Below are 20210 nucleotides of genomic sequence, written 5' to 3'. Positions count from 1 at the left end.
CGGGGGGATGGAGTGGTGCTCAGGGCCGCGGCACCCAGCCGGCGCGGTCCCAGTACGTCAGGTGGGGCTGGGCCGACACCGTGCCGACCCGTGCCACCCGCTCGCCGCCGAGGACCATCACGGTGGGCCGGTCCGGGCTGAACACCGGCCAGGCGGGCGCGTGTTCGCTGCTCGGTGTGCCGCCGCGGGCGAAGGCCGCCACCAGGTCGATCAGCGTGTCCGAGATCCGCCGCTCCAGTGGTCCGTCCCCGTAGGCGGGTGCGTTGACCGGCAGCGCGAACGTGCCGAAGAGGAACTTCGCGACGGCCTCGTGCGGGGTGGTGCCGGCGTACGGCGGCTTGAGCGGGTGGGCGAACTCCATCAGGTACTGCGGCGAGGCGGCGGGGTCGCGTTCGCGGGCGTGCCGTTCGGCCAGCCGCACGATCTGGTAGCGGAACAGCCCGTCGCCCCACACCTGTGTCCACACCGACACCGGGTCGTGGGGCAGGCCCTCCGCCTCGGACGCCCGCCGGTAGTGGGCGACGCAGTCGTCCACCTGCTCGTCGGTGACCTTGACGGCACCCTTTTCGAGGACCTCGCGGACGGCGGCGCGCAGTCCGGCGTCGTCGGCCGGGTGCGGGCCGGGGTAGGGGTATCCGGGTCCGGTGGTGAAGAAGGAGCCCTCGGTGCGGCAGTAGACGGGCATCATCGGGATGCGCGGGGTGGGCAGGGCGTGGTCGTGGCCGCGCATCCACCGCCCGTCGACGATCGGCCCGCGGTACTCGCGTGCGCCCTGCACGAACCGCTCGGTGGGGCTGCCCGCGTACACCTCGTCGAAGGCGTCCCTCAGTTCGGTGGCCGGTACGGCGCGCAGGCCGGGCACGGTGGTGCCGAAGCGGCGCGCCAGGTACCGGTAGACCTCGCGGGACTCCGTGGGCGTGGTGGAACTGGCCGGTTCCCACACGTGCTTGACGCTGATCGGGATGATCCTCTTGATGATGTCCCGCAGTTCGGGCAGCAGGGCGAGCTGCCAGGTGCTGGAGCCGCCCGCGGAGGTGCCGGAGACGGTGATGTTGTCCGGGTCGCCGCCGAACGCGGCGGCGTTGTCGCGGACCCAGCGCACCAGCGCGGCCTGGTCCTGCAGGCCCCAGTTCGCGCAGGAGCCCGTGCGCGGGTCGGTGAGGTCCTCGTGCAGGCCCCAGCCGAACACGCCGAGGCGGTAGTTGAAGTTGACGACGACCATGCGGCCGCGGACGGCGGTACGGGCACCGTCGTAGTCGGGCTCGCTGCCCGCGCCGAGCATCCAGCCGCCGCCGTGGATGTAGACGAGGACCGGCAGACGGCCCTCCACGTCCGGGGTCCACACGTTGGCGTAGAGGCTGTCCTCGCTGCTGTCGGGAAGGTAGTCGCCCTGCAGGGAGGGGGCCGCGAAGGCGGTGGCGTCCCGTACGCCCTGCCACGGCTCGGGCGGCCGGGGCGAGGAGAACCGCAGCGGGCCCACCGGTGGGGCCGCGTAGGGCACGCCCCGGAAGACGGTCAGCCCGTCGGCCCGCACTCCCGCCACTCGTCCCGCCGTCGTCCGGACGACCACTGTGCGACTGGGCATCTGGTGAACCTCATTTCCCGCCTCGGCGTTGTCGGGGCGGCGCGGCGCGCACCATGGGGCACAGTGATCGTCGCTCCGGTGCCGGGCCGGCCGCCAACCGCCGGTCACTACTCCGTCAAGTCAGGCCGCGTCCGCCGCGCGGTGCGGGGGCGGCGGGCCGCCGGGGCCCGGCGCGGACAGCAACCGGTCGGGCGGGGCGGTCAGTTCGCGGCCGGTCAGGGCGCGCAGGGTGCGGTAGGCGGTGGCGTCGCCGGCGAGGACGCCGCCGCGCAGGACCCGTCCCTCGGGGTCGAGGACGAGCTTGGCGTAGGTGCCGGCCGTGTCGTCGCGCAGGACGTACTCCACGGCGCCCTCGGTCTCGGCGTGGGCGTCGCCGAAGCTGGCCACGTCGACACCGAGGAGTTTGAGCTTGGCGGCCGTGTCGGGGTCGGCGAAGGGGGTCGTGGGGCGGTCGAGCAGCCGGTCGGCGACGAGTTCGGCCATCCGGTAGCCGGGGGCGACCAGCCCGTAGGTGCGGCCCCGGACGGCCGCGCACTCGCCGACGGCCCAGATGTGCGGGTCGTCGGTGCGGCACAGGTCGTCGACGAGGAAGCCGCCGCGCTCGCCGGTGGCGAGTCCGGCGGGTCCGGCCAGTTCGTCGCGGGGGCGTATGCCCGCGGAGAACACCACCAGCCGGGCGTCGAGCGCGGTGCCGTCGGTGAGGGCGACCCCGCCGACCCGGCCGTCGGCGGCCGGGTGGATCTCGCGGACGGCGGTGCCGCAGTGCACCCGCAGACCGAGACCGGTGACGAGCCGGGTGAGCACGTGTGCTCCCCCGTCGTCGAGCTGCACCGGCATCAGGCGCGGCGCGAGTTCCACGACGTGGGGGCGAACGCCGAGCAGCCGCAGCGCGTTGGCGGCCTCCAGGCCGAGCAGGCCGCCGCCGACCACGACACCGGGGAGGCCCTCGCGTGCCGCCTCGCGGAGGGCGTCGAGGTCGTCGAAGGTGCGGTAGACGAAGCAGCCGGGCAGGTCGCGCCCCGGCACGGGCGGCACGAACGGCCGGGACCCGGTGGCCAGTACGAGGGCGTCGTAGCGGGTGACCGTGCCGTCGGCGGTGGTGACCGTGCGGGCCCGCCGGTCGATGCCGGTCACCGGGGCGTCCGTACGCAGCTCCACCAGGGGGTCGGTGAGGAAGGCGCGGCCCGCGAGGGTGAGGTCGGCGGCGCTCCTGCCCTCCAGGTAGGACGACAGGGCGACCCGGTTGTAGGCGGGGCGGGGCTCCTCGGCCAGGACGACGGCACGCCAGGTGCCGTACCGGTCGTGGGCCCTCAGGTGCTCGACGAGGCGGTGGCCGGTCATGCCGTGCCCGACGACCACCAGGGTGCGCGGGGTGCGGGTCATGGGCTGTTCCCTCCGGTCGCCGAGGTTCCCGTCGCCGAGGTTCCGGTCGCCGAGGCGAGGACCAGGCGGACGTCGTCCGCGCAGCCGCCGCAGCCGGTGGTGGCGCGGGTCGCGGCGGCGATCCCCGTCAGGTCGCGGGCGCCGGCGCGCCAGGCGCGCAGCAGGTCGGCCTTGGTGACGTGGTTGCAGTGGCAGAGCACCGCCGCGTCCGGCAGTTCGACGCGGGCGGGGTGTGCGCCGGCCGCGGTGCCCAGCAGGAGAGCGAACCGGTCGGACGGCACCGGCAGGTCGCGCGCGTACAGCTGGGCGAGCGCGGCGGTGGCGCGCGGCAGGCCGATGAGGACCGCGCCCGCCACGCGGTCCCCGTCGAGGGCGAGCGCGGCGTGGCGGCCCCGGGCGGGGTCGGACAGCGTGATGTGCCGGGTGGCGCCCGGCGGGTCGGGCGAACCGAGGCAGGCCAGGTCGAGGCCGGGCGCCCTCAGCCGCAGCACGGGCCGGCCGGCGCGGTGGTGCGTGTCGTGCCCTGCGAGGATCCGGGCGAGGGTCTCCGCCTGTTCCCAGGCGGTGCCGACCAGTCCGGGGACCTCGCCGCCGAACTCGGCGCAGTCCCCGAGGGCGTGGATGCGCGGATCGGCGGTGCGCAGGTGCCGGTCGACGACGATGCCCGTGCGGACGGCCAGTCCGGCGCGCCTGGCGAGCGCGGTCTCGGGTTCGACCCCGGTGCACAGCGCGAGCGCGTCGGCCCGCAGGACCTCGCCGTCGTCGAGGGCCAGCTTGCCGGGCCGGTACTCCACGGCGGCGCGCCCGGTTCGCAGGCGGGCGCCGGCGGCGCGCAGCCGGCTCGCGAGCAGGGCGCCGGCCGCGCCGTCGAGCCGGTCGTGCATGGGGTGCGGCCCGGGGTGCACGAGGGTGACGTCGCGGCCGGCGCGCAGCAGCGCGAGGGTGGTCTCGGTGCCGAGCACGCCGCCGCCGAGCACCACCACGGGCCCGTCCGCGAGCCGTCCGGCGTCGTCGGGGGTGCGCAGGGTGGTGGCGCCCTCGGTGAGCCTGCCGTCCGCGGTGAGCACGCCGGGCAGGTGCGGGATCCTCGGCCGGGCGCCGGTGGCGAGCACCAGCCGGTCGTAGCGGAAGGTCTCGCCGGTGCCGGTGCGCACCAGGCGGCGGGCGCGGTCGACGGCGGTGGCGGTGACGCCGGGCCGGACGCGCACGCCGTCGGGTGGGGCGGGCAGTTCCAGATCCTGGGCGGTGAGGGTGCCGTCGAGGACGGAGGTGAGCAGGACCCGGTTGTAGGCCGGCCGCGGCTCCGCGCCGAGGACGGTGACCTGGCCCCGGTGGCCGTGCGCGCGCAGCCGCTCGACGAGCCGGTGCGCGGCGGGCCCGTGGCCGATGACGAGGACGTGGTGGGTGGCGGTCATGGCGGGCCTCACGGCGCGTCGGTGCCGGGTTCGATCCGCACGGCGCAGACCTTGAACTCGGGCATCCTGCTGCGGGGGTCGAGGGCGGTGCCGGTGATCAGGTTGGCCCGGCCGGCGCCGGGATGGTGGAACGGCAGGAACACCGTGTCCGTGCGCATGCTGCCGACCAGCCTGACCCGCGCGACCGTGGTGCCGCGGGCCGAGGTGACGCGGGCCGTGCCGCCCTCGCGCAGGCCCGCGCGTTCGGCGGTGTCGGGGTGGATCTCGACGTACGGCTCGGGGACGGCGTCGTTGAGTTCGGGCACGCGGCGGGTCTGCGCGCCGGACTGGTAGTGGGCGAGGACCCGGCCGGTGGTGGCGTACAGGGGGTGGCCGGCGTCGGGCGTCTCGGCCGGGTCGCGGTGGTCGACCTCGGCGAACCGGGCGCGGCCGTCCGGGGTGGCGAAGCCGTCGAGGAAGAGGCGGGGCGTGCCGGGGTGCGGCTGCCCGCCGGGGCGTTCCGGGCAGGGCCAGTGCAGGGCCTCCCCCGCGTCGAGGCGCTCGTAGGTGATGCCGGAGTAGTCGGCCGTACCGCCGCGGGAGGCGCGCCTCAGTTCGTCGAAGACCTGGCGCGGCGCCGTCGGGTAGCGGTGGGCCGGTTCACCGAGCCGGACCGCGAGGCCGTGCAGGACCTCCAGGTCGGTGCGCACGCCCTCCGGCGGGGGCAGCAGCCGGCGGCGCCGCAGCACCCTGCCCTCCAGATTCGTCAGGGTGCCCTCCTCCTCGGCCCACTGTGCGACCGGCAGGACGACGTCGGCGGTCCGCGCGGTCTCCGAGGGCACGAAGTCGGCCACCACCAGCAGGTCGAGGGCCGCCAGCCGGTCGGCGACATGGGCGGAGTGGGGCGCGGACACCAGGGGGTTGGAGCCGAACACCAGCAGGGCGCGCGGGCCGCCCTCGGTGCCGAGCGCGTCGAGCAGTTCGTAGGCGCTGCGGCCGGGGCCGGGCAGGGCGTCCGGTGTGGTGCCCCAGACCCGGGCGACGTGGGCCCGTGCCTCCGGGTCGGTGATCATGCGGTAGCCGGGGAGCTGGTCGGCCTTCTGCCCGTGCTCGCGGCCGCCCTGGCCGTTGCCCTGTCCGGTCAGGCAGCCGTAGCCGCTGCCGGCGACCCCGGGCAGGCCCAGGGCGAGGGCGAGGTTGATGAAGGCCGCGGCGGTGTCGGCGCCCTTGCTGTGCTGCTCGGCACCCCGTCCGGTCAGCACGTAGGCCCGGCGTGCCTCGCCCAGCAGCTCCACGGCGGCGCGCTGTTCGGCGACGGGCACGCCCGTGACCTGTTCGACGCGCTCGGGCCACCAGGTGACGGCGCGCCGCCAGGCCGCGTCGAAGCCGGTGGTGCGCTCCTGGACGTACTCCTTGTCGCACCAGCCGTCGCTCACGGCGATGTGCAGCAGCCCCAGCGCCAGCGCGAGGTCGGTGCCGGGCACCGGCTGCAGGTGCACGGCGGCCCGTTCGGCGGTCTTGGTGCGGCGCGGGTCGACGACGATCAGGTCGGCCTTGCGCAGATGCCGCATCAAGGGCGGCATGGTCTCGGCGGGGTTGGCGCCGGCGAGCAGGACGGTGTCGGCCGCGTCGAGGTCGGCGACGGGGAACGGCAGTCCGCGGTCCAGGCCGAAGGCGGCGTTGCCGGCCGCGGCGGCCGAGGACATGCAGAACCGGCCGTTGTAGTCGATCTGGCTGGTTCCGAGGGCGAGTCGGGCGAACTTGCCCAGCAGGTAGGCCTTCTCGTTGGTGAGGCCGCCCCCGCCGAACACGGCGAGCGCGTCCGGGCCGTGCGCGTCGCGGATGCGCCGCAGCCGCGCGGCGACCGTGTCGAGGGCGGTGTCCCAGTCGGCCGGGGCGAGACGGCCGTCCGGGCCCCGCAGCAGTGGCCGGCGCAGCCGGTCCGGGACGTCGAGCACCGCGGGCGCGGTCCAGCCCTTCTGGCACAGGCTGCCGTCGTTGACGGGGAAGTCGGAGGGTTCCACCACGGTTCCCGAGGCGCCGTGGCCGAGGCGGGTGCCGCACTGCAGGGCGCAGTACGGGCAGTGGGTGGCCACGCTCGTGCGCGGCGCGCTGTCAGGCACGGGTGACCTCCGAGGTCTCGGCGGCCCCGCGTCCGGCCCGCAGCGCCTGCCGCGCCTCGCCCGTCGGGGTGCCGTGCGGGGCGCGCAGGTAGACCAGCAGGGTGACGGCCACGCACACCGCGTAGAAGGCGAGGAAGAACCAGAAGGCCGGCTCGCCCGTGCCGCGGCTGCCGTAGGACGCCCGGAAGGCCAGGTTGACGACGACGCCGCCGAGCGCGCCGACGGCACCGGCGATGCCGATGACCGCGCCGGTCAGGCGGCGGGCCCGGGCGAAGGCCTCGGTCGCGTCGTGGCCGGCGGTGACGGCGGCCTCCGCCTGCCCGGCGAAGACGACCGGGATCAGCTTGTACGTGGAGCCGTTGCCCAGGCCGCTGAGCACGAACAGCACCGTGAACACGGCGACGAACAGCGCCAGCGAGTGGTGGGCCGAGGCCATCAGCAGCAGGAGTGTGCCGGCGCCCATGGCGAGGAAGTTCCAGAAGGTGACCCGGGCGCCTCCCCAGCGGTCGGCGAGCCGGCCGCCCAGCGGGCGGGACAGCGAGCCGAGCAGCGGCCCGAGGAAGGTGAACCCGACGGCCTCCAGCGGTGTCGAGCCGAACTGGTTCTGCAGCACGAGCCCGAAGGCGAAGCCGTACCCGATGAACGAGCCGAACGTGCCCAGGTACAGCAGCGAGATCCACCAGGTGTGCGGGTTGCCCACCGCCTCGCGCAGCGCGCCCGTCGAGGCCGGGCCGGTGTCGACGTTGTCCATGCCGAGCGCCGCGAGCACGGCGGCCAGGGCGATCAGCGGCAGGTAGGCGGCGATCACGTAGGCGGGGTGGGTGTCGCCCGCGGTGGCGATGACCAGCAGGCCGACGAGCTGGATGACGGCGACGCCCAGGTTGCCGCCGCCGGCGTTGAGACCGAGCGCCCAGCCCTGGTGACGCCGGGGGTAGAAGTGGGCGATGTTGGTGGTCGAGGAGGCGAAGTTGCCGCCGCCGACGCCCGCGGTCGCGGCGATGAGCAGGAACACCCACAGGGGTGTGCCGGGCCGCTGGACGAAGTACAGCGCCGGCAGCGCGGGCACGAACAGCAGGACCGAGCTGAACACGGTCCAGTTCCGCCCGCCGAACCGGGTCACGGCGTAGCTGTAGGGCAGTCGCAGCAGTGCCCCCACCAGGGTGGGGGTGACCACCAGCAGGAACTTCTCGCTCGGGGCGAAGCCCAGGCCGATGGCCGGGGACATGAACAGCACCAGGACCGACCACATGCTCCAGATCGAGAACCCGATGTGCTCGGAGAGGACGGACAGGACGAGGTTGCGTCGGGCGACGTGCTTGCCGGTGCGCTCCCAGAACTCCTCGTCCTCCGGATCCCAGTGCTCGATCCGGCGTCGGGAGGCGCGCAGTGCCGTCATCGGGGGCAACTCCTCGGCTGGGGACGGCGGCCCGGCGCGTGGCGCCGGGCCGTCGTGCGGGGGGTGACGGGGGCACGGGCCCACGGGGGGCGGGATGGGCCCGCGCCCCGAGGAGGTGGCGGTGCGGGATCCGGGACCTAGGCGTCCGTCCGCTCCGCCTTCAGCAGCCGGGCCAGCTCCAGCCGCTTGATCTTGGTGGTGGCGGTCTGCGGCAGGTCGTCGAGCTTCCACTGCACGGGCTCCGCCATCGCGGGCAGACCGGCCACCGCGGACTTCCAGGCCGCCAGGTCGAGCGGCTTGTCGTCGCGGGTGCACACCACGGGCAGGGGCCTGCCGTCCTCGTCCGGGACGATGATGACCTCGACGAGCTCCGGTATCCGGGCGAAGAGGGTGTCCTCGATCTCCAGGGTGCTGTCGATGCCCTTGATCTCGTCGACCTCCCGGTCGAGCAGGTGCAGGCAGCCCCACTTGGTGCGGTAGCCGAGGTCGCCCATGCGCCACCACTCGCCGTCGGCCTGCTTCTCCCAGCGCGCGTGCTCGCCGAGGTAGGTGACGATCCGTCCGTCGGAACGCACCTCGATGTAGCCCGGGTTGGACTTGGTGGGCCGCTTGCCGTCCCGGCTGACCACCCGCACGCCCGTCATACCGGGGAACGGGGAGCCCACGCAGCGGCCGTCGGCGTCCGCGCCGCGCTTCTTGGAGTAGGTGCGCCCGGCGATCGGGCCGACCTCGCTCTGCCCGTACATCTGGACGAACTGCGGCGACTCGCGGCGGGACGCGGTCAGCATCAGGTGCACGGTGCGCGGGTGGATGGCGTCGAAGGTGCTGCTGAAGTACTTCACGTTCGCCAGCGGCCGGCGCGGGTCGTCGACCAGCACCTCCCAGCGCAGGAACGTGTTGGGGTGTGCCTCGATCAGACCCGGCGGGGCCTGGCGGAACACCTCGGCCACGACCTCCGGGTCGTCGTCCCGGAGGATGATCAGCGGGTGCCCCTGGAGGATCGTGATGGGCATGGCGGTGAACATCCGCGAGTGCACGAACGACACGTGGATGGCCACCGGTTCGCTGCGGCCCACCAGGGAGGCCACCGTGCCCTGGGGGCGGTAGCGGGCCTGGAAGGTGCGCCCGGTGTGCACCGCCAGCTTGGGCGTTCCGGTGGTGCCGGAGGTGTGGGTGACCAGCGTCGGGTGGTCCGGGGGCATGGTGACCGGCGCGACCCGGGTCGAGCCGGCCAGCGAGGCGAGCGTGACGGCCTCGTCGTGGCTGCCGGAGGCCAGGAGCACCTGCCGGGTCAGGCCGAAGATCTCGGCGGGCAGGTGGTGGTCCAGCTTGTCCTGGTCGGTCACCAGGTAGGGCCGGTCCACGCGGCGCACCAGCTCGCACACGGTGGCGCCGTCGAGCTTCGGGGACAGCAGGACCGGGACGGCGCCGATCCTGGCCGTTGAGCAGGCCAGGAGCGTGATGTCGAACCCGTTGGTCTTGTGGACGACCACGCGCTCCCCGGGCCGGACGCCGGCCGCCCACAGCCGGGAGGCCAGGTCGTCGACGAGGTCGGCGACCTCCGTGAGCGTCATGCGGCGCCCGCGCTCCGGAGCGACGTCGAGATCATGGTCGAGAATCACGGGATTCGCCGGGTGCCGGGCCGCGGCCCGGTCGAAGAGCGTGCCCAGCCGAATTCCCTTGTTTCCGATGCGCTGGAGAAACATCTGCCCACCCTCTCATCCGCCGTGACTGTTCCTCAGCCGTGCGGCGGGCCGTTTGAATTCAGGCTCCCGTACGGATCACCGGGAATTGTCACCGCTTTTCGATGACGTCCTTGATGCGCTTCAGCGTGGCGTCGAGGTCCTGTTCGAGCTTGGCGGTCCAGTCGGCCACGAAGCGCTTGCGGTCGTCCTCGTCGAGGTCGGCGACGATCTTGTGGATGCCGGCGGTGGCCCGGCCCATGCGGAAGTGGTGGGTGAGCACGCAGCCGTCCTCGGCGGGCGCCATGTCGAAGCCCCAGATGCTCTCCTGGTCCTCGCGGGCGTGGGTGAGCATCATCCACCGGAAGGTGCGGCCGGGCTCGGCGGCGGTGATGCGGCACTCGGTGTGCCAGACGCCGCGCACCAGGGGCGCCCAGGCGACGACGTCCTCGCTGCGGAGGTTCTCGCCGCGGAAGACGGCGCCGACGGTGGACGGTTCGCCGGAGACCCATGTGCCGCCCCGGCATTCGGGGCTCCATTCGGCACTGCGCGGCAGATCACTGACGACGGAGTAGACCTCGAGCGGGGTCGCGGAAATGTGAATGTCGGCCTTGAGCTCGAAGAGCGGCGACGTGTCGATGATTGACTGAGTCATGTGCAGAATTCTGTCGAGGCTGCCCGGCGCCGGTCAAAGAGCGGCTTTCTCATTTGTCAGGTCTGAATTCCCGCATTTCACCGGCGCCGTGCGCCCCGTTCGCCTCAGGCGCCGTCGGTGACGCTCAGCACGAGTTTTCCGTGCACCTTGCCCTCCTCCAGCCGGCGGTGGGCCTCGGCGGCGTCGCTCAGGTTCAGCCGCTCGACGGCCCGGGGCCTGAGGCTGCCGTCGGCGACCAGCCGGTTGATGGCGCTGGCGGCCTCGGCGAGCTCCCCGGCGGTGGCGTGCGAGATGGCGAAGCCGTGGATGGAACGGTCCCTCAGGTACAGCGGCCCCACCGGCAGCACAGGCCGGGAGAGCAGTCCGGCGAGCAGCACGATCCGCCCCCGCCCGGCGAGCAGGTCCACCGCGGTCTCCAGGTCGTTGGTGCCCGACGCGTCGAGGTAGAGGTCGGCACCCGCCGGGGCGGCGGCACGGATGCGCCCGGGCACGTCGGGGTCCCGGTAGTCGACGACGTGGTCGGCGCCGAGGCCGCGGCAGTACCCGGCGTCCCGCGCGGAGGCGACGGCCACGACCCGGGCGCCCGCGGCGGCGGCCATCACCACCAGGGCGCTGCCGACGTTCCCGCCCGCGCCGACCACGACGACGGTCTCGCCGGAGCGGAGCCGCCCGTGGGTGAACAGGCCGAGGTAGGCGGTCGCGGCCGGATGGGCCAGCGCGACGGTCTCGTACGGGTCGGCGCGCTCCGGCAGGCGGTACAGCCGGTCGACGGGCACCACCACCCGCTCGGCGGCGGCCCCCTGACGGCCGTCGTGGCCGAGGCTGTTGCACCACACCCGGTCGCCGGGCCGGAACCGGTGGACTCCGGTGCCGACCGCGGCGACGGTGCCGGTGAGGTCCCGGCCTATGACGAAGGGGAAGGTGAGCGGGGTGCGCCAGGCGCCCGAGCGCACGAAGGTGTCGACGTGGTTGACCGAGACGGCCGTGACGTCCACCAGGACGTCGGTCGGCCCCGGTTCCGGCGTGGGCTGATCACCGTAACGGATGACGTCCGGAGATCCGAGCTGTTCAATGTAGGCAGCACGCATCATGGTCAGGGATTCTGGCAAAGAGGCCCCGGCCTCGTCCGCGAGCGGCCCGGACGCCGTCGCGGATCTGTCAGATCGGAACCATCTCTGTCAGATCCGCCTCGTTCTCCGTCAGATCCACGCCGTTCAGACCAGGTTGAGACGTGCCAGTTCCCGCCGGGAGCCGACGCCCAGCTTGGGATAGGCCTTGTACAGATGGTGCTCGACCGTCCTGCGGCTGAGGAACAGCTGCGCGGCGATCTCCCGGCTGCTGTTGCCGTCGGCCGCCAGCCGGACCACCTGCAGCTCCTGCGGGGTCAGCCGGTCGAGGACGTTCTCCGCGGTGGCCTTGGCGCCCGTCGTCGCGTCACCCGCCGCCCGCAGCTCCGCACGCGCGCGCTCCCCCCAGGGCACGGCGCGCAGCCGCTCGAAGTCCTCCAGGGCGGACCGGAGCGTGTCACGGGCCTCGCTGCGGCGCCGGGCCCTGCGCAGCCACTCCCCGTACAGCAGCGCGGTGCGGGCCCGCTCGAAGGGCCGCCGGCCCTGTCCGTGCAGCCGGACCGCCTCCCGGTAGTCCTCCTCGCGCCCGTCGACCAGCGCCCGGCACCGATGGGCCACCGCCAGTGCCCACGGCTGCCGGCCGGCCCGCGCCCAGGCCTCGAAGGCGCGCACCGGCCGCTCCGCCCGCTCGGACTGCCCGAGCCGTACGGCGGCCTCCACCTGATCGGCGACGGTGGCCATGGCCATCGCCGTGTGGCGCTGCGGCCCCGGGCCGACGGCGGTCTCCAGCCGGCCGAGGGCCGCCTCGTAGTCGCCGCGCGCCAGTTCCAGCAGGCTCAGGGCGCTCTCGCCGGCCACCCGGCCGACGTCGGGGACGTCCCGCGTGAGGTCGCGGCAGCGCTGCTCGTCGCCCTCGATCGCCGCGATCCGGGCGGGAACGCCGTTGAGCCAGGCGACGCGCTCGCGCAGCCCGGTGTCGCGGGCGATCTCCACGGCCTCGGCCACCGACGCCTCGGCGTCGCGGTGGGCCCCGGCCAGCACCTGGCGTTCCGCCAGCAGGTGCAGGGCCTGGGGCAGGGCCCCGATGAGGCCCCGCGCGCGGCAGCGGGCCACCTCGGCCGCGGCCAGTTCCATGGCCGTGGCGTCGTCGCCGAGCAGGATCGCGCTGTGCAGGGCGCGGGTGCGCGCCGCGTCCGAGCCGTCCTGGCCGGCGGCGACGGCGCGCTCCAGCAGGGGCAGTCCGCGGGCGTAGTCGTCGTCGACGAGGTGGGCCATGCCCTCCACCATCGGGTCGGCCTCCCCGAGGGACGCCAGCCGCTCGGCGGCCTCACGCACGGACTCCGCGTCGCCGGCGAACCAGCCGTACGTGGCGCCGGTGCGGAGCATGGCGGGGCCGAGGCCGGGGCCGGCCGCGTGCGTCCGCCGCAGCAGCAGGCGGGCGGCCTCCCGCTGGTCCCCCGACTCGAACATCACGGCGGCCCGCACGGGGGCGAGCCGGGCCAGGTCCTCCGGTTCGGGGGCCGACCGCTCGGCCTGCTCGGCCAGGTCCCGGGCCTGGCCGGCGTGTCCGGCGTTCAGGGCGCAGGTCGCGGCGTCGGTGAGCCGGTGGACCTGGGCGCGGCGGTCGGGGGTGAGCCGGGCGGCCTGCTGGTGCAGGAGCGAGGCGGCGGCGTAGGCGCTGCGGTCGGCGGCCCGCTCGGCGGCGGCGACCAGTTCGGCGGCGACCTCGTCGTCGGGTGAGGTGGTGGCCAGCGGCAGGTGGCGGGCCCGGCAGTCGGGGTCCTCCGCGGCGTCGGCCAGCGCCTGGTGGACGGCGATCCGCCGGGCCAGCACGGCTCCCTGGTAGGCGGCGGTCCCGATCAGCGGGTGGCGGAAGACGACGGTGCTCTCGGTCACCTGGATCAGCCCCGCCCGCTCCGCGTCCTCCAGGTCCACCAGACCCACGCCGAGCGTGCGGGCCGCCTTCATCTGCAGCGGCAGGTCGCCCCGCCCCTCGGCCGCGGCGAACAGCAGCGCCAGCCGCGTCTTCTCGGGGAGCGCGGCGATCTGGGTGCGGTACGACGACAGCACCCGGTCGGCGACGGTCACGGGCGTGAAGCTGCCGGGGTCGTCGCGGCGGGCGGCGCCGAACTCGATGAGCGCCAGCGGGTTCCCGGCGGACTCGGCGATGACCTGGTCCCGCAGGGCGGGGGGCAGCCCCAGGTCGGCGAGGAGGCTCACCGCGTCGCCGGTGTCCAGCCGGGACGGGCGCAGTTCGGTGAGCCCGGGGGCGGCGAACCCCTCGTCCCGGGTGGCGAACACCATGGCCACCTGCTCGGCGGCGAGCCGGCGGGCGGCGAAGAGGAGCGCGTCGGAGGTGGCCTGATCCAGCCACTGGGCGTCGTCCACCAGGCACAGCAGCGGCCCCTGCTCGGCCAGGTCCGCCAGGAGCGTGAGCACGGCCAGGCCGGTCAGGAACCTGTCCTGCGTCCGGGTGCGGCCCGTCCCCAGGACCGCCCGCAGGGCGTCCGCCTGGGGTTCGGGTAACCCGTCCAGCCGGTCCTGCACCGGCCACAGCAGCTGCACCAGCCCGCCGAAGGCCAGGTCCGCCTCCGGCTCGACCCCGGTGACCCGCAGGACCCGCATGTCCGACACAGACGCCGACTGCGCCGCCCGGTCGAGCAGGGCCGTCTTCCCGATGCCCGCCTCACCGCGCAGGACCAGGGCACCGCTGCGTCCCTCGCGGGCCCGGGCGGTGAGTTCCTCGAGGGCCGCAAGCTCGGTGGACCTGCCGTACAGCACGTAGGTGCCCCCACTCCCCGTGATGCGGCCCACCGGTAGGCAAGCCGTGCCGACGTACGTATCCGGTTTCAGAAATCTTACTGATTCGGCCTGACCTCCCCCCTTCCTACGGTGTGGAACAAGCCGGTTCCCCGATGGAGGAGATCGTGAGCCACTTCTTCGAACCGCTGCCCCTGGGCAAGCTGACGCTGCCCAACCGGCTCGTCATGGCGCCGATGACGCGCAGCCGGGCCAGGGACGGCGTACAGACCCCGCTGGCGGCCGACTACTACGGACAGCGCGCCGGAGCGGGCCTCATCATCACCGAGGGCACGCAGCCCTGCGTGATCGGGCAGGGATACATCGACACACCGGGCGTGCACACGCCCGAGCAGGTGGAGGCATGGCGTCGGGTGACCGACGCGGTGCACGAGCGGCAGGGCCGGATCTTCGTTCAGATCATGCACTCGGGCCGTATCGGGCACCCGAGCCTCTACCCCGACGGCGCGCTGCCGCTGGCCCCCTCGGCGGTGGCCTCGGGCGGCCGTATGTACACGCCGGAGGGCATGCTGGACCACCCCACGCCCAAGGCCATGGACCTGGAGGACATCGCCCGTGCGGTGGAGGACCACATCTCCGCCGCCAAGTACGCGATGGACGCCGGGTTCGACGGTGTGGAACTGCACGGCGCCAACGGCTACCTGATCCACCAGTTCCTCGCCGACAACACCAACCTGCGCACCGACGCCTACGGCGGCAGCATCGACAACCGCATCCGCTTCGCCGTCGAGGTCGCCCAGGCGGTCAGCGACGCGATCGGCCCCGAGCGGGTCGGTATCCGCCTCTCCCCCGCCAACACGACCAACGGCATCGAGGAGAGCGACTCCGCCGCGCTGTACGAGGCCCTGATCCGCGCCCTGGCGCCGCTCAGCCTGGCCTACGTCCACCTGATGGAGTTCGGCGGCCGTGACATCACGAAGCTGATCCGGCGCGAGTGGCCGGGCGTCCTCATCCTCAACCCGCACGCCACGGGCGAGGAGGCCGCGGTGACGCCCGAGGCCGCCGAGGCGGTCCTGGCCGAGGGCCTGTGCGACGCGGTGAGCATCGGCTCGCTGTGGCTCGCCAACCCCGACCTGCCCGCGCGGATCAAGGCCGGCGGCCCCTACAACACGCCCGACCCGGAGACCTTCTACGGAGGCGACCACCGGGGCTACACCGACTACCCGACGCTGGACGGCTGATCCCCCGGGCAGGCGGCAGCGGGGCTCCCGGTCGGCGCCCGGCCCGCCCCGCCCCGCTTCCCTCCTGCCCCGATCCCCGACTCCCTGGCCCGGCCGGCGCCTTCTCCCCCGAAGGGCTGCACGCCGGACCGGGCCAGGGTGGTCCAGCGACGACCGACCGCTCAGGGAGCACAGATGAGCAACTCACTCGCCGAGTCCGGCGCCCCGGGTCCCGCCGCGCCGGGCAGGAAACCTCACGCAACCACCACCACCCGCGGCCCGTTCCACGGACCCGCGGCCCTCTGGCTGGCCCTCATGGCCGGCCCGCTGTCCTTCGGCATCGCGGGCCCCGCCCTGGTCCTGGACGACGCCGCGAAGGACCTCGGCGTCACGACCGGGGCCGCCACCTGGACGGTGACCGCGTTCGGCTGGGGCATAGCCGTCGGAACACCCCTGCTGGCCGGGCTGCTGGACCGCCGCGGGGCGCGCAGCGCGCTCACCGTGTGCGGTCTGCTCGTCCTGCTGGGGGCGGGCCTGGTGGCCGGCATACCCGTCCTGCCGGTCCTCGTCCTGGGCACCGCCCTGATGGGTCTCGGCACGGCCGGCCTCACGGCGACGGCCATGAGCCTGGCCGGCTCGCCCCGCGCCATGGGACTGGTCACCGCCTCGCTCGCCGTGGTGGGTTCGACGGCCCCGCTGGCCGGTTCCCTCGTGAACGACGTGCTGTCCTGGCAGGCCGCCCTGGCGCTGCCGGTGCTGAGTGCGGTGGCCGTGCCCTTCGCGGCGGCCCGGTGCGGGCACGGCGCTCCCGCAGGGCGGGAACCGTTCGACCCCTTGGGCGCGGTGCTGCTGACCGCGCTGGTCACCGCGTTCGTGTTCGTGCCGCACACGCCGCTGGTGGCCGGCGTGTGCTCCGTCCTCGCGGCGGGAGCGCTGGCGGCCCGGGTGCGCGCGCGGCCGCGGGGTTTCGTCCCCGCCGTCCTGGTCCGCAACCCGGGCTTCCTGGTCTCGGCGGGCCTCGCGTTGTGCCTGGCGGTGGTCAACTTCGGCATGATGTACGCGATTCCGGAGCAGCTGGAGGATCACACGTCGTGGTCCACCAGTGAGATCGGCGTCGCCATGGTGTGGCCGCTGCTGCTGGGCGGTGCCCTTTCCTGGTTCGTCGTGGCGGTCTCGGCACGGACGGGACGCCGGGTCGTGATCACCGCGCTGGTGGGTCTCGCCCTCGCGGGAACGGTGCTGGCTGTCGTCGGCACCTCTGCCGCGGTACTGCTGGCCGCCCAGGCCCTGACGTCGATCGCGGCGGCCTCGGGCCAGGGAGCGTTCGCAGTGCGCGCCGCCTCGGCCGTCCCCGACGACCAACGCCCCCCGGCTATCGGCCTGTTCAACCTCGCCTATCTGCTCGGTGCCGCCTTCGGCCCTGCCATCGTCTCGCTCCTGTCGCTCTGACCGCCGGCGGCCTCGATCCGGATGTGCCGTCACACCCCGCGGGTGTGACGGCACACACCCGTTTCCCAGAGCCTCATTCCATACGTCAACTGGCATAATTCCCAAGGGGGTTCGTGAGGGACAGCGAGCCGTGAGCCTGCTTGGCGGCCATCGTGGCGGTCCGCAAGCCACCAGGTCACCACGTGGGAAGAGAGGTTGCGGCTCTCGGCTCGCGGAATGCACGCGGGTGTCCTCCCGTTGCACCGGTGGAGCTGCGGCCCATGCGACTCGGCCTCGTGCACCGTCACTGCCGGCGGTTGGGAATCGAGACACCGGAGGGCGTCGTGTCGGGGACGAAGGACGAAGCGGTGACGGCTGTGCTGGCCTTGCTGGACCTCCTGGCCGGTGAAGGGTCGGCGAACCGGTTCGAAGCCGTGGTCGAGGAGGCACGAAGACAGGGCGTGACCGGCGGCGACCTGCGCACGGTGGAACGCATCAAACGACTGGCTCTGGGCATCCAGGCCCGGCTTGAGCGTCGTCAGCAGCGGAGCGCTGCCCTCGCCACGCTCGTCGACACGGCCTCCGATCTGACGAGCCCGCACACGGTCGAGGACACCCTCAAGATCATCACCCGCCGGGCGCGGCTGCTGCTCGGCGTCGACGTCTCCTGGGTCACCCTGCCCGCCACCGACGACGGGGCGCTCCGGCTGCACTCGCTCGACGGTCACGTCACGATGCTCAACACGCGGCTGCGATTACCGGAGGGAGCCGGGCTCGCGGCCGCGGTACTGGCACACCGCGCGCCACTGTGGACCTCCGACTACCTGACGGACGACAGTTTCCGGCATTCCGCCGAGCTCGATCAGTGGATCGGCGCCGAGGGCCTGCACGCCGTGCTCGCGGTGCCGTTGAGCCGCGGCACCGCCTTCGCCGGCTCGCTGCACGTGGCGGACCGCAGCGTGCGCCACTTCTCCGCGGACGAGATAGCGCTGGCGAACATGCTCGCCGAGATCGGCGGTGTGGCGCTGTCACGGGCCGTTCACTGGGACGAGACGCTCGCGGAGACGTCGGCCCTGCGGGACCGGCTGTCGCGCGCCGAGGCGGACCTGGCCGACGCACGCGGGCTCGCCAAGGCCCAAGGGGAGTTGCTCTCCCTGGTGCTCGACGGCTGTGACCCGCAGCTGCTGGTGGAAGAGTGCCACTTCAGACTGGGTGCTCCGGTGCTGCTGTGCAGCCCGCACGGTACGACGATCGCCGCAGCCGGTGACCTGTCCGAGCGCGGCGAGGAGTTCGCTCGCGCCACGAAGGCCGCCGGTGTCCTGCTGGATCCCGCGCCCGCCCTCCTGCAGGACGGCATCTGGTCCGTGCCGGTCCTCGCCCGCAGTCACCACCTGGGCGCCTTGTACGTCCAGGCCGGTCCTGCCCTGACCGGCGACACCGCGGAACTACTGCGGTACGTGGCGCGCGTCGTCGCGGTGCTGCTGTCCCTCCAGGAGGGCCGAGGCGCGGCCGTGGAGGGGCAGCTCCGGGACGAACTGCTCGAAGACCTGCTGATCAGTGGGCCCCGCCCCCGGGATCTGCTGGAGCGGCGCGCCCGCCGGCTGGGCATCGGTCTCGATCAGCCGCACGTCGTCGTGATCGCCCGCCTCGAAGGGGGCGCGCAGGCACACGCGGTGACCCGGGCGTCGACCTGCGCACGCCGTCTGAACGGGCTCCGGACGACGCACGAAGGCGACATCGTGCTGCTGCTGCCGGGCACCGACCCGGGCACCGCCGCCCGGACGGTGCACGACGAGCTGTCGTCCCTGCCCGGCCCTCCGCCCACGGTCAGCGGCTCCGGACCCGTGTCGGACCCCGGTGCGGTCCTCCACGGGTACCGGGATGCGGCACGCTGCCTCGATGCGATGACCGCCCTGGGCGCCGCAGGAACCTCCGCCTCGACTCACCAGCTGGGGTTCCTGGGGCTGCTGCTGTCGGACCAGGTGGACGCCGACAGGTTCATCCAAGGCACCATAGGAGCAGTACTCGACTACGACGAGCAGCGGCTGACGGAACTGATCCGCACGCTGGACGCCTACTTCGACACCGGCGGCAGTCCCACGTACGCGGCCGAGCAGCTCCACGTCCACCCCAACACCGTCGCCCGCCGGCTGGAACGCATCGGTGAACTGATCGGCTCGGACTGGCAGAAGCCCGAACGCGCCCTGGAGATCCAGCTCGCGCTCCGGATGTCCCGGATACGGCGTGTGCTGCGGGAACGCGACGAGTCGGCCGGGGAAACAGCCGGGGATCAGGACGCATAGCCGAGTTCGGCGTCGTCGGTGTCGCCCAGGGCCGCCAGGATGTGCGCGGCGGACGCGAGGGTGACGTGGCGGTGCCAGCCGCGGTAGGAGCGTCCGGCGAAGTCGCGGATCCCCACCTGGCCGGCTCCGTGGGCAAGGTCCTGGTCGACCCGGGGGATCATCCCCCGCAGCCGCATCAGGAACGCGGGCGGAACCGACGTCAGGTCGGTCAGCCACACCTCCCGCGGCCGGCGCCGGTCGTTGTTCCCCAGCCCCAGCAGGAGCAGGTCACCGTGCCCGCGTGTGGCCGGCCGGCCCGCGGGGGCGGGCAGCGCCACTCGTACGGCAGTGACGAGCCCGGAGCACCTGCCCGTCCCCGCGCCGTCGCCCGGCCACACCACCGGCCGCTGCAGGCCCCGGCTCGCGCTCATGATCTGGCGCACCGGCCTGAAGGTGGTGCCGAAGCCCTTCAGCGCGGGGTCCCTCACCGAAAGCCGCAGGGAGTCGTCCACCCTGAGCATCATCGGCATGCCCCGGTCGAGGAGTTGCGACACCGTCGAGGTGATGTCAGCGCCGCGGGCGTCCATCACCAGGGGGCGGGACGGCAGCCGCCAGGCCACGGTCTCCAGATAGGCCCGGAGCGCGCATTCACCGAGGGTCTCCGCCGACGCGTCGTCCGGTATGGACGCGCGGCGCCGACGGTCCTCGGCGAGCCAGGCCGGGGAGAGCTGCAGCCGCCAGTTGACCGGCACGCTCGCATCCTCGCCGACCGCCCATACGCCCACGGCCTGCTGGGCGTTGAGCATCTGCCCGTGCTCCGGGAAGAAGCGCCGCTCCACTCCGACGGAGTGCCGCCCTGCCTTGGGGATGACCATGGGCCGTACCACCCAAGCCTGTGGTGGGACCGCGCTCACCGTGTACCGGGCCAGTGCCCGGCGCACCGGACCCCATTCCCAGCTCGAGTCGCTGATGAAGTGGTGCAGACTCTGTTCCGTCGCCTCTCCACCGACAAGCGCGGCGATGTTGCGTATCGACTTGCGTCCCCTCACCTCCAGCAAACCACGTATGTACTCCATGCCCTTGCGACGTTGGTCGCTGCGGGGCAGGGAGGCGAAAAGCAGTGAACACATCTCCGTCAGCGACACCTTGCACGGAGTTGCGTACGACGGCTCGTGCGTGATCGGACTCTGCGCTTGGTCAGGGCTCAGCGCGACCACACTCATGAACGGACCCTC

At 73.7% G+C, this 20210-nt stretch carries 13 protein-coding genes; 3 read left to right on the top strand and 10 right to left on the bottom strand.

All coding sequences use genetic code 11. The features are described from left to right. Positions 1-19: 19 nt before the first annotated feature. The 9 genes from AC067N_RS05650 to AC067N_RS05610 all read right to left on the bottom strand — a co-directional run bounded on the left by AC067N_RS05650 (position 20) and on the right by AC067N_RS05610 (position 14066). Positions 20-1585, bottom strand: coding sequence for a carboxylesterase/lipase family protein (locus AC067N_RS05650; RefSeq protein WP_478677589.1), 1566 nt, complete (start codon positions 1583-1585; stop codon positions 20-22). Positions 1586-1705: 120 nt separating this feature from the next. Then, complete coding sequence (locus AC067N_RS05645) at positions 1706-2968, bottom strand: FAD-dependent oxidoreductase (RefSeq protein ID WP_478677588.1); 1263 nt, start codon at positions 2966-2968, stop codon at positions 1706-1708. Continuing rightward, entirely contained in the window at positions 2965-4383 is a 1419-nt protein-coding gene (locus tag AC067N_RS05640; RefSeq protein WP_478677587.1) for an FAD-dependent oxidoreductase, read from the bottom strand. Before AC067N_RS05640 ends, AC067N_RS05645 begins: the two co-directional genes overlap by 4 nt. 8 nt (positions 4384-4391) lie before the next feature. Then, positions 4392-6485 (bottom strand): molybdopterin oxidoreductase family protein, encoded by a 2094-nt coding sequence (locus AC067N_RS05635; protein ID WP_478677586.1) that lies wholly within the window; start codon positions 6483-6485, stop codon positions 4392-4394. Beyond that, on the bottom strand, positions 6478-7881 hold the full coding sequence (locus AC067N_RS05630; protein WP_478677585.1) for a nitrate/nitrite transporter: 1404 nt from the start codon (positions 7879-7881) through the stop codon (positions 6478-6480). Before AC067N_RS05630 ends, AC067N_RS05635 begins: the two co-directional genes overlap by 8 nt. Before the next feature lie 137 nt (positions 7882-8018). Then, positions 8019-9587, bottom strand: coding sequence for a class I adenylate-forming enzyme family protein (locus tag AC067N_RS05625; protein ID WP_478677584.1), 1569 nt, complete (start codon positions 9585-9587; stop codon positions 8019-8021). Positions 9588-9675: 88 nt separating this feature from the next. Next, entirely contained in the window at positions 9676-10218 is a 543-nt protein-coding gene (locus AC067N_RS05620; RefSeq protein WP_466207349.1) for an SRPBCC family protein, read from the bottom strand. 104 nt (positions 10219-10322) lie between these two features. Continuing rightward, complete coding sequence (locus tag AC067N_RS05615) at positions 10323-11306, bottom strand: NADPH:quinone reductase (RefSeq protein WP_478677765.1); 984 nt, start codon at positions 11304-11306, stop codon at positions 10323-10325. 126 nt (positions 11307-11432) lie between these two features. Next, the gene (locus tag AC067N_RS05610) at positions 11433-14066 is read right to left on the bottom strand and encodes an ATP-binding protein (protein ID WP_478677583.1); all 2634 of its coding nucleotides are present in this window, start codon (positions 14064-14066) and stop codon (positions 11433-11435) included. A gap of 134 nt (positions 14067-14200) precedes the next feature. On the opposite strand from AC067N_RS05610, the gene AC067N_RS05605 reads away from it, so the two are divergent. The 3 genes from AC067N_RS05605 (at position 14201) to AC067N_RS05595 (ending at position 18996) form a co-directional block, all read left to right on the top strand. Then, entirely contained in the window at positions 14201-15286 is a 1086-nt protein-coding gene (locus AC067N_RS05605) for an alkene reductase (RefSeq protein WP_478677582.1), read from the top strand. Positions 15287-15460: 174 nt separating this feature from the next. Beyond that, a complete protein-coding gene (locus AC067N_RS05600) occupies positions 15461-16714 on the top strand; it encodes an MFS transporter (RefSeq protein ID WP_478677581.1) in 1254 nt (417 codons plus the stop codon). 260 nt (positions 16715-16974) lie between these two features. Next, the gene (locus AC067N_RS05595; RefSeq protein WP_478677580.1) at positions 16975-18996 is read left to right on the top strand and encodes a helix-turn-helix domain-containing protein; all 2022 of its coding nucleotides are present in this window, start codon (positions 16975-16977) and stop codon (positions 18994-18996) included. Here AC067N_RS05595 and AC067N_RS05590 read toward each other — a convergent pair. After that, a complete protein-coding gene (locus AC067N_RS05590) occupies positions 18984-20198 on the bottom strand; it encodes an IS701 family transposase (RefSeq protein WP_478677579.1) in 1215 nt (404 codons plus the stop codon). The genes AC067N_RS05595 and AC067N_RS05590 overlap by 13 nt on opposite strands. Positions 20199-20210 lie beyond the last annotated feature (12 nt).

The organism is Streptomyces sp. NPDC042364 (assembly GCF_056437585.1).
Note: the sequence above shows the minus strand (reverse complement) of the source record. Positions and strands in the feature narration are given on the sequence as shown.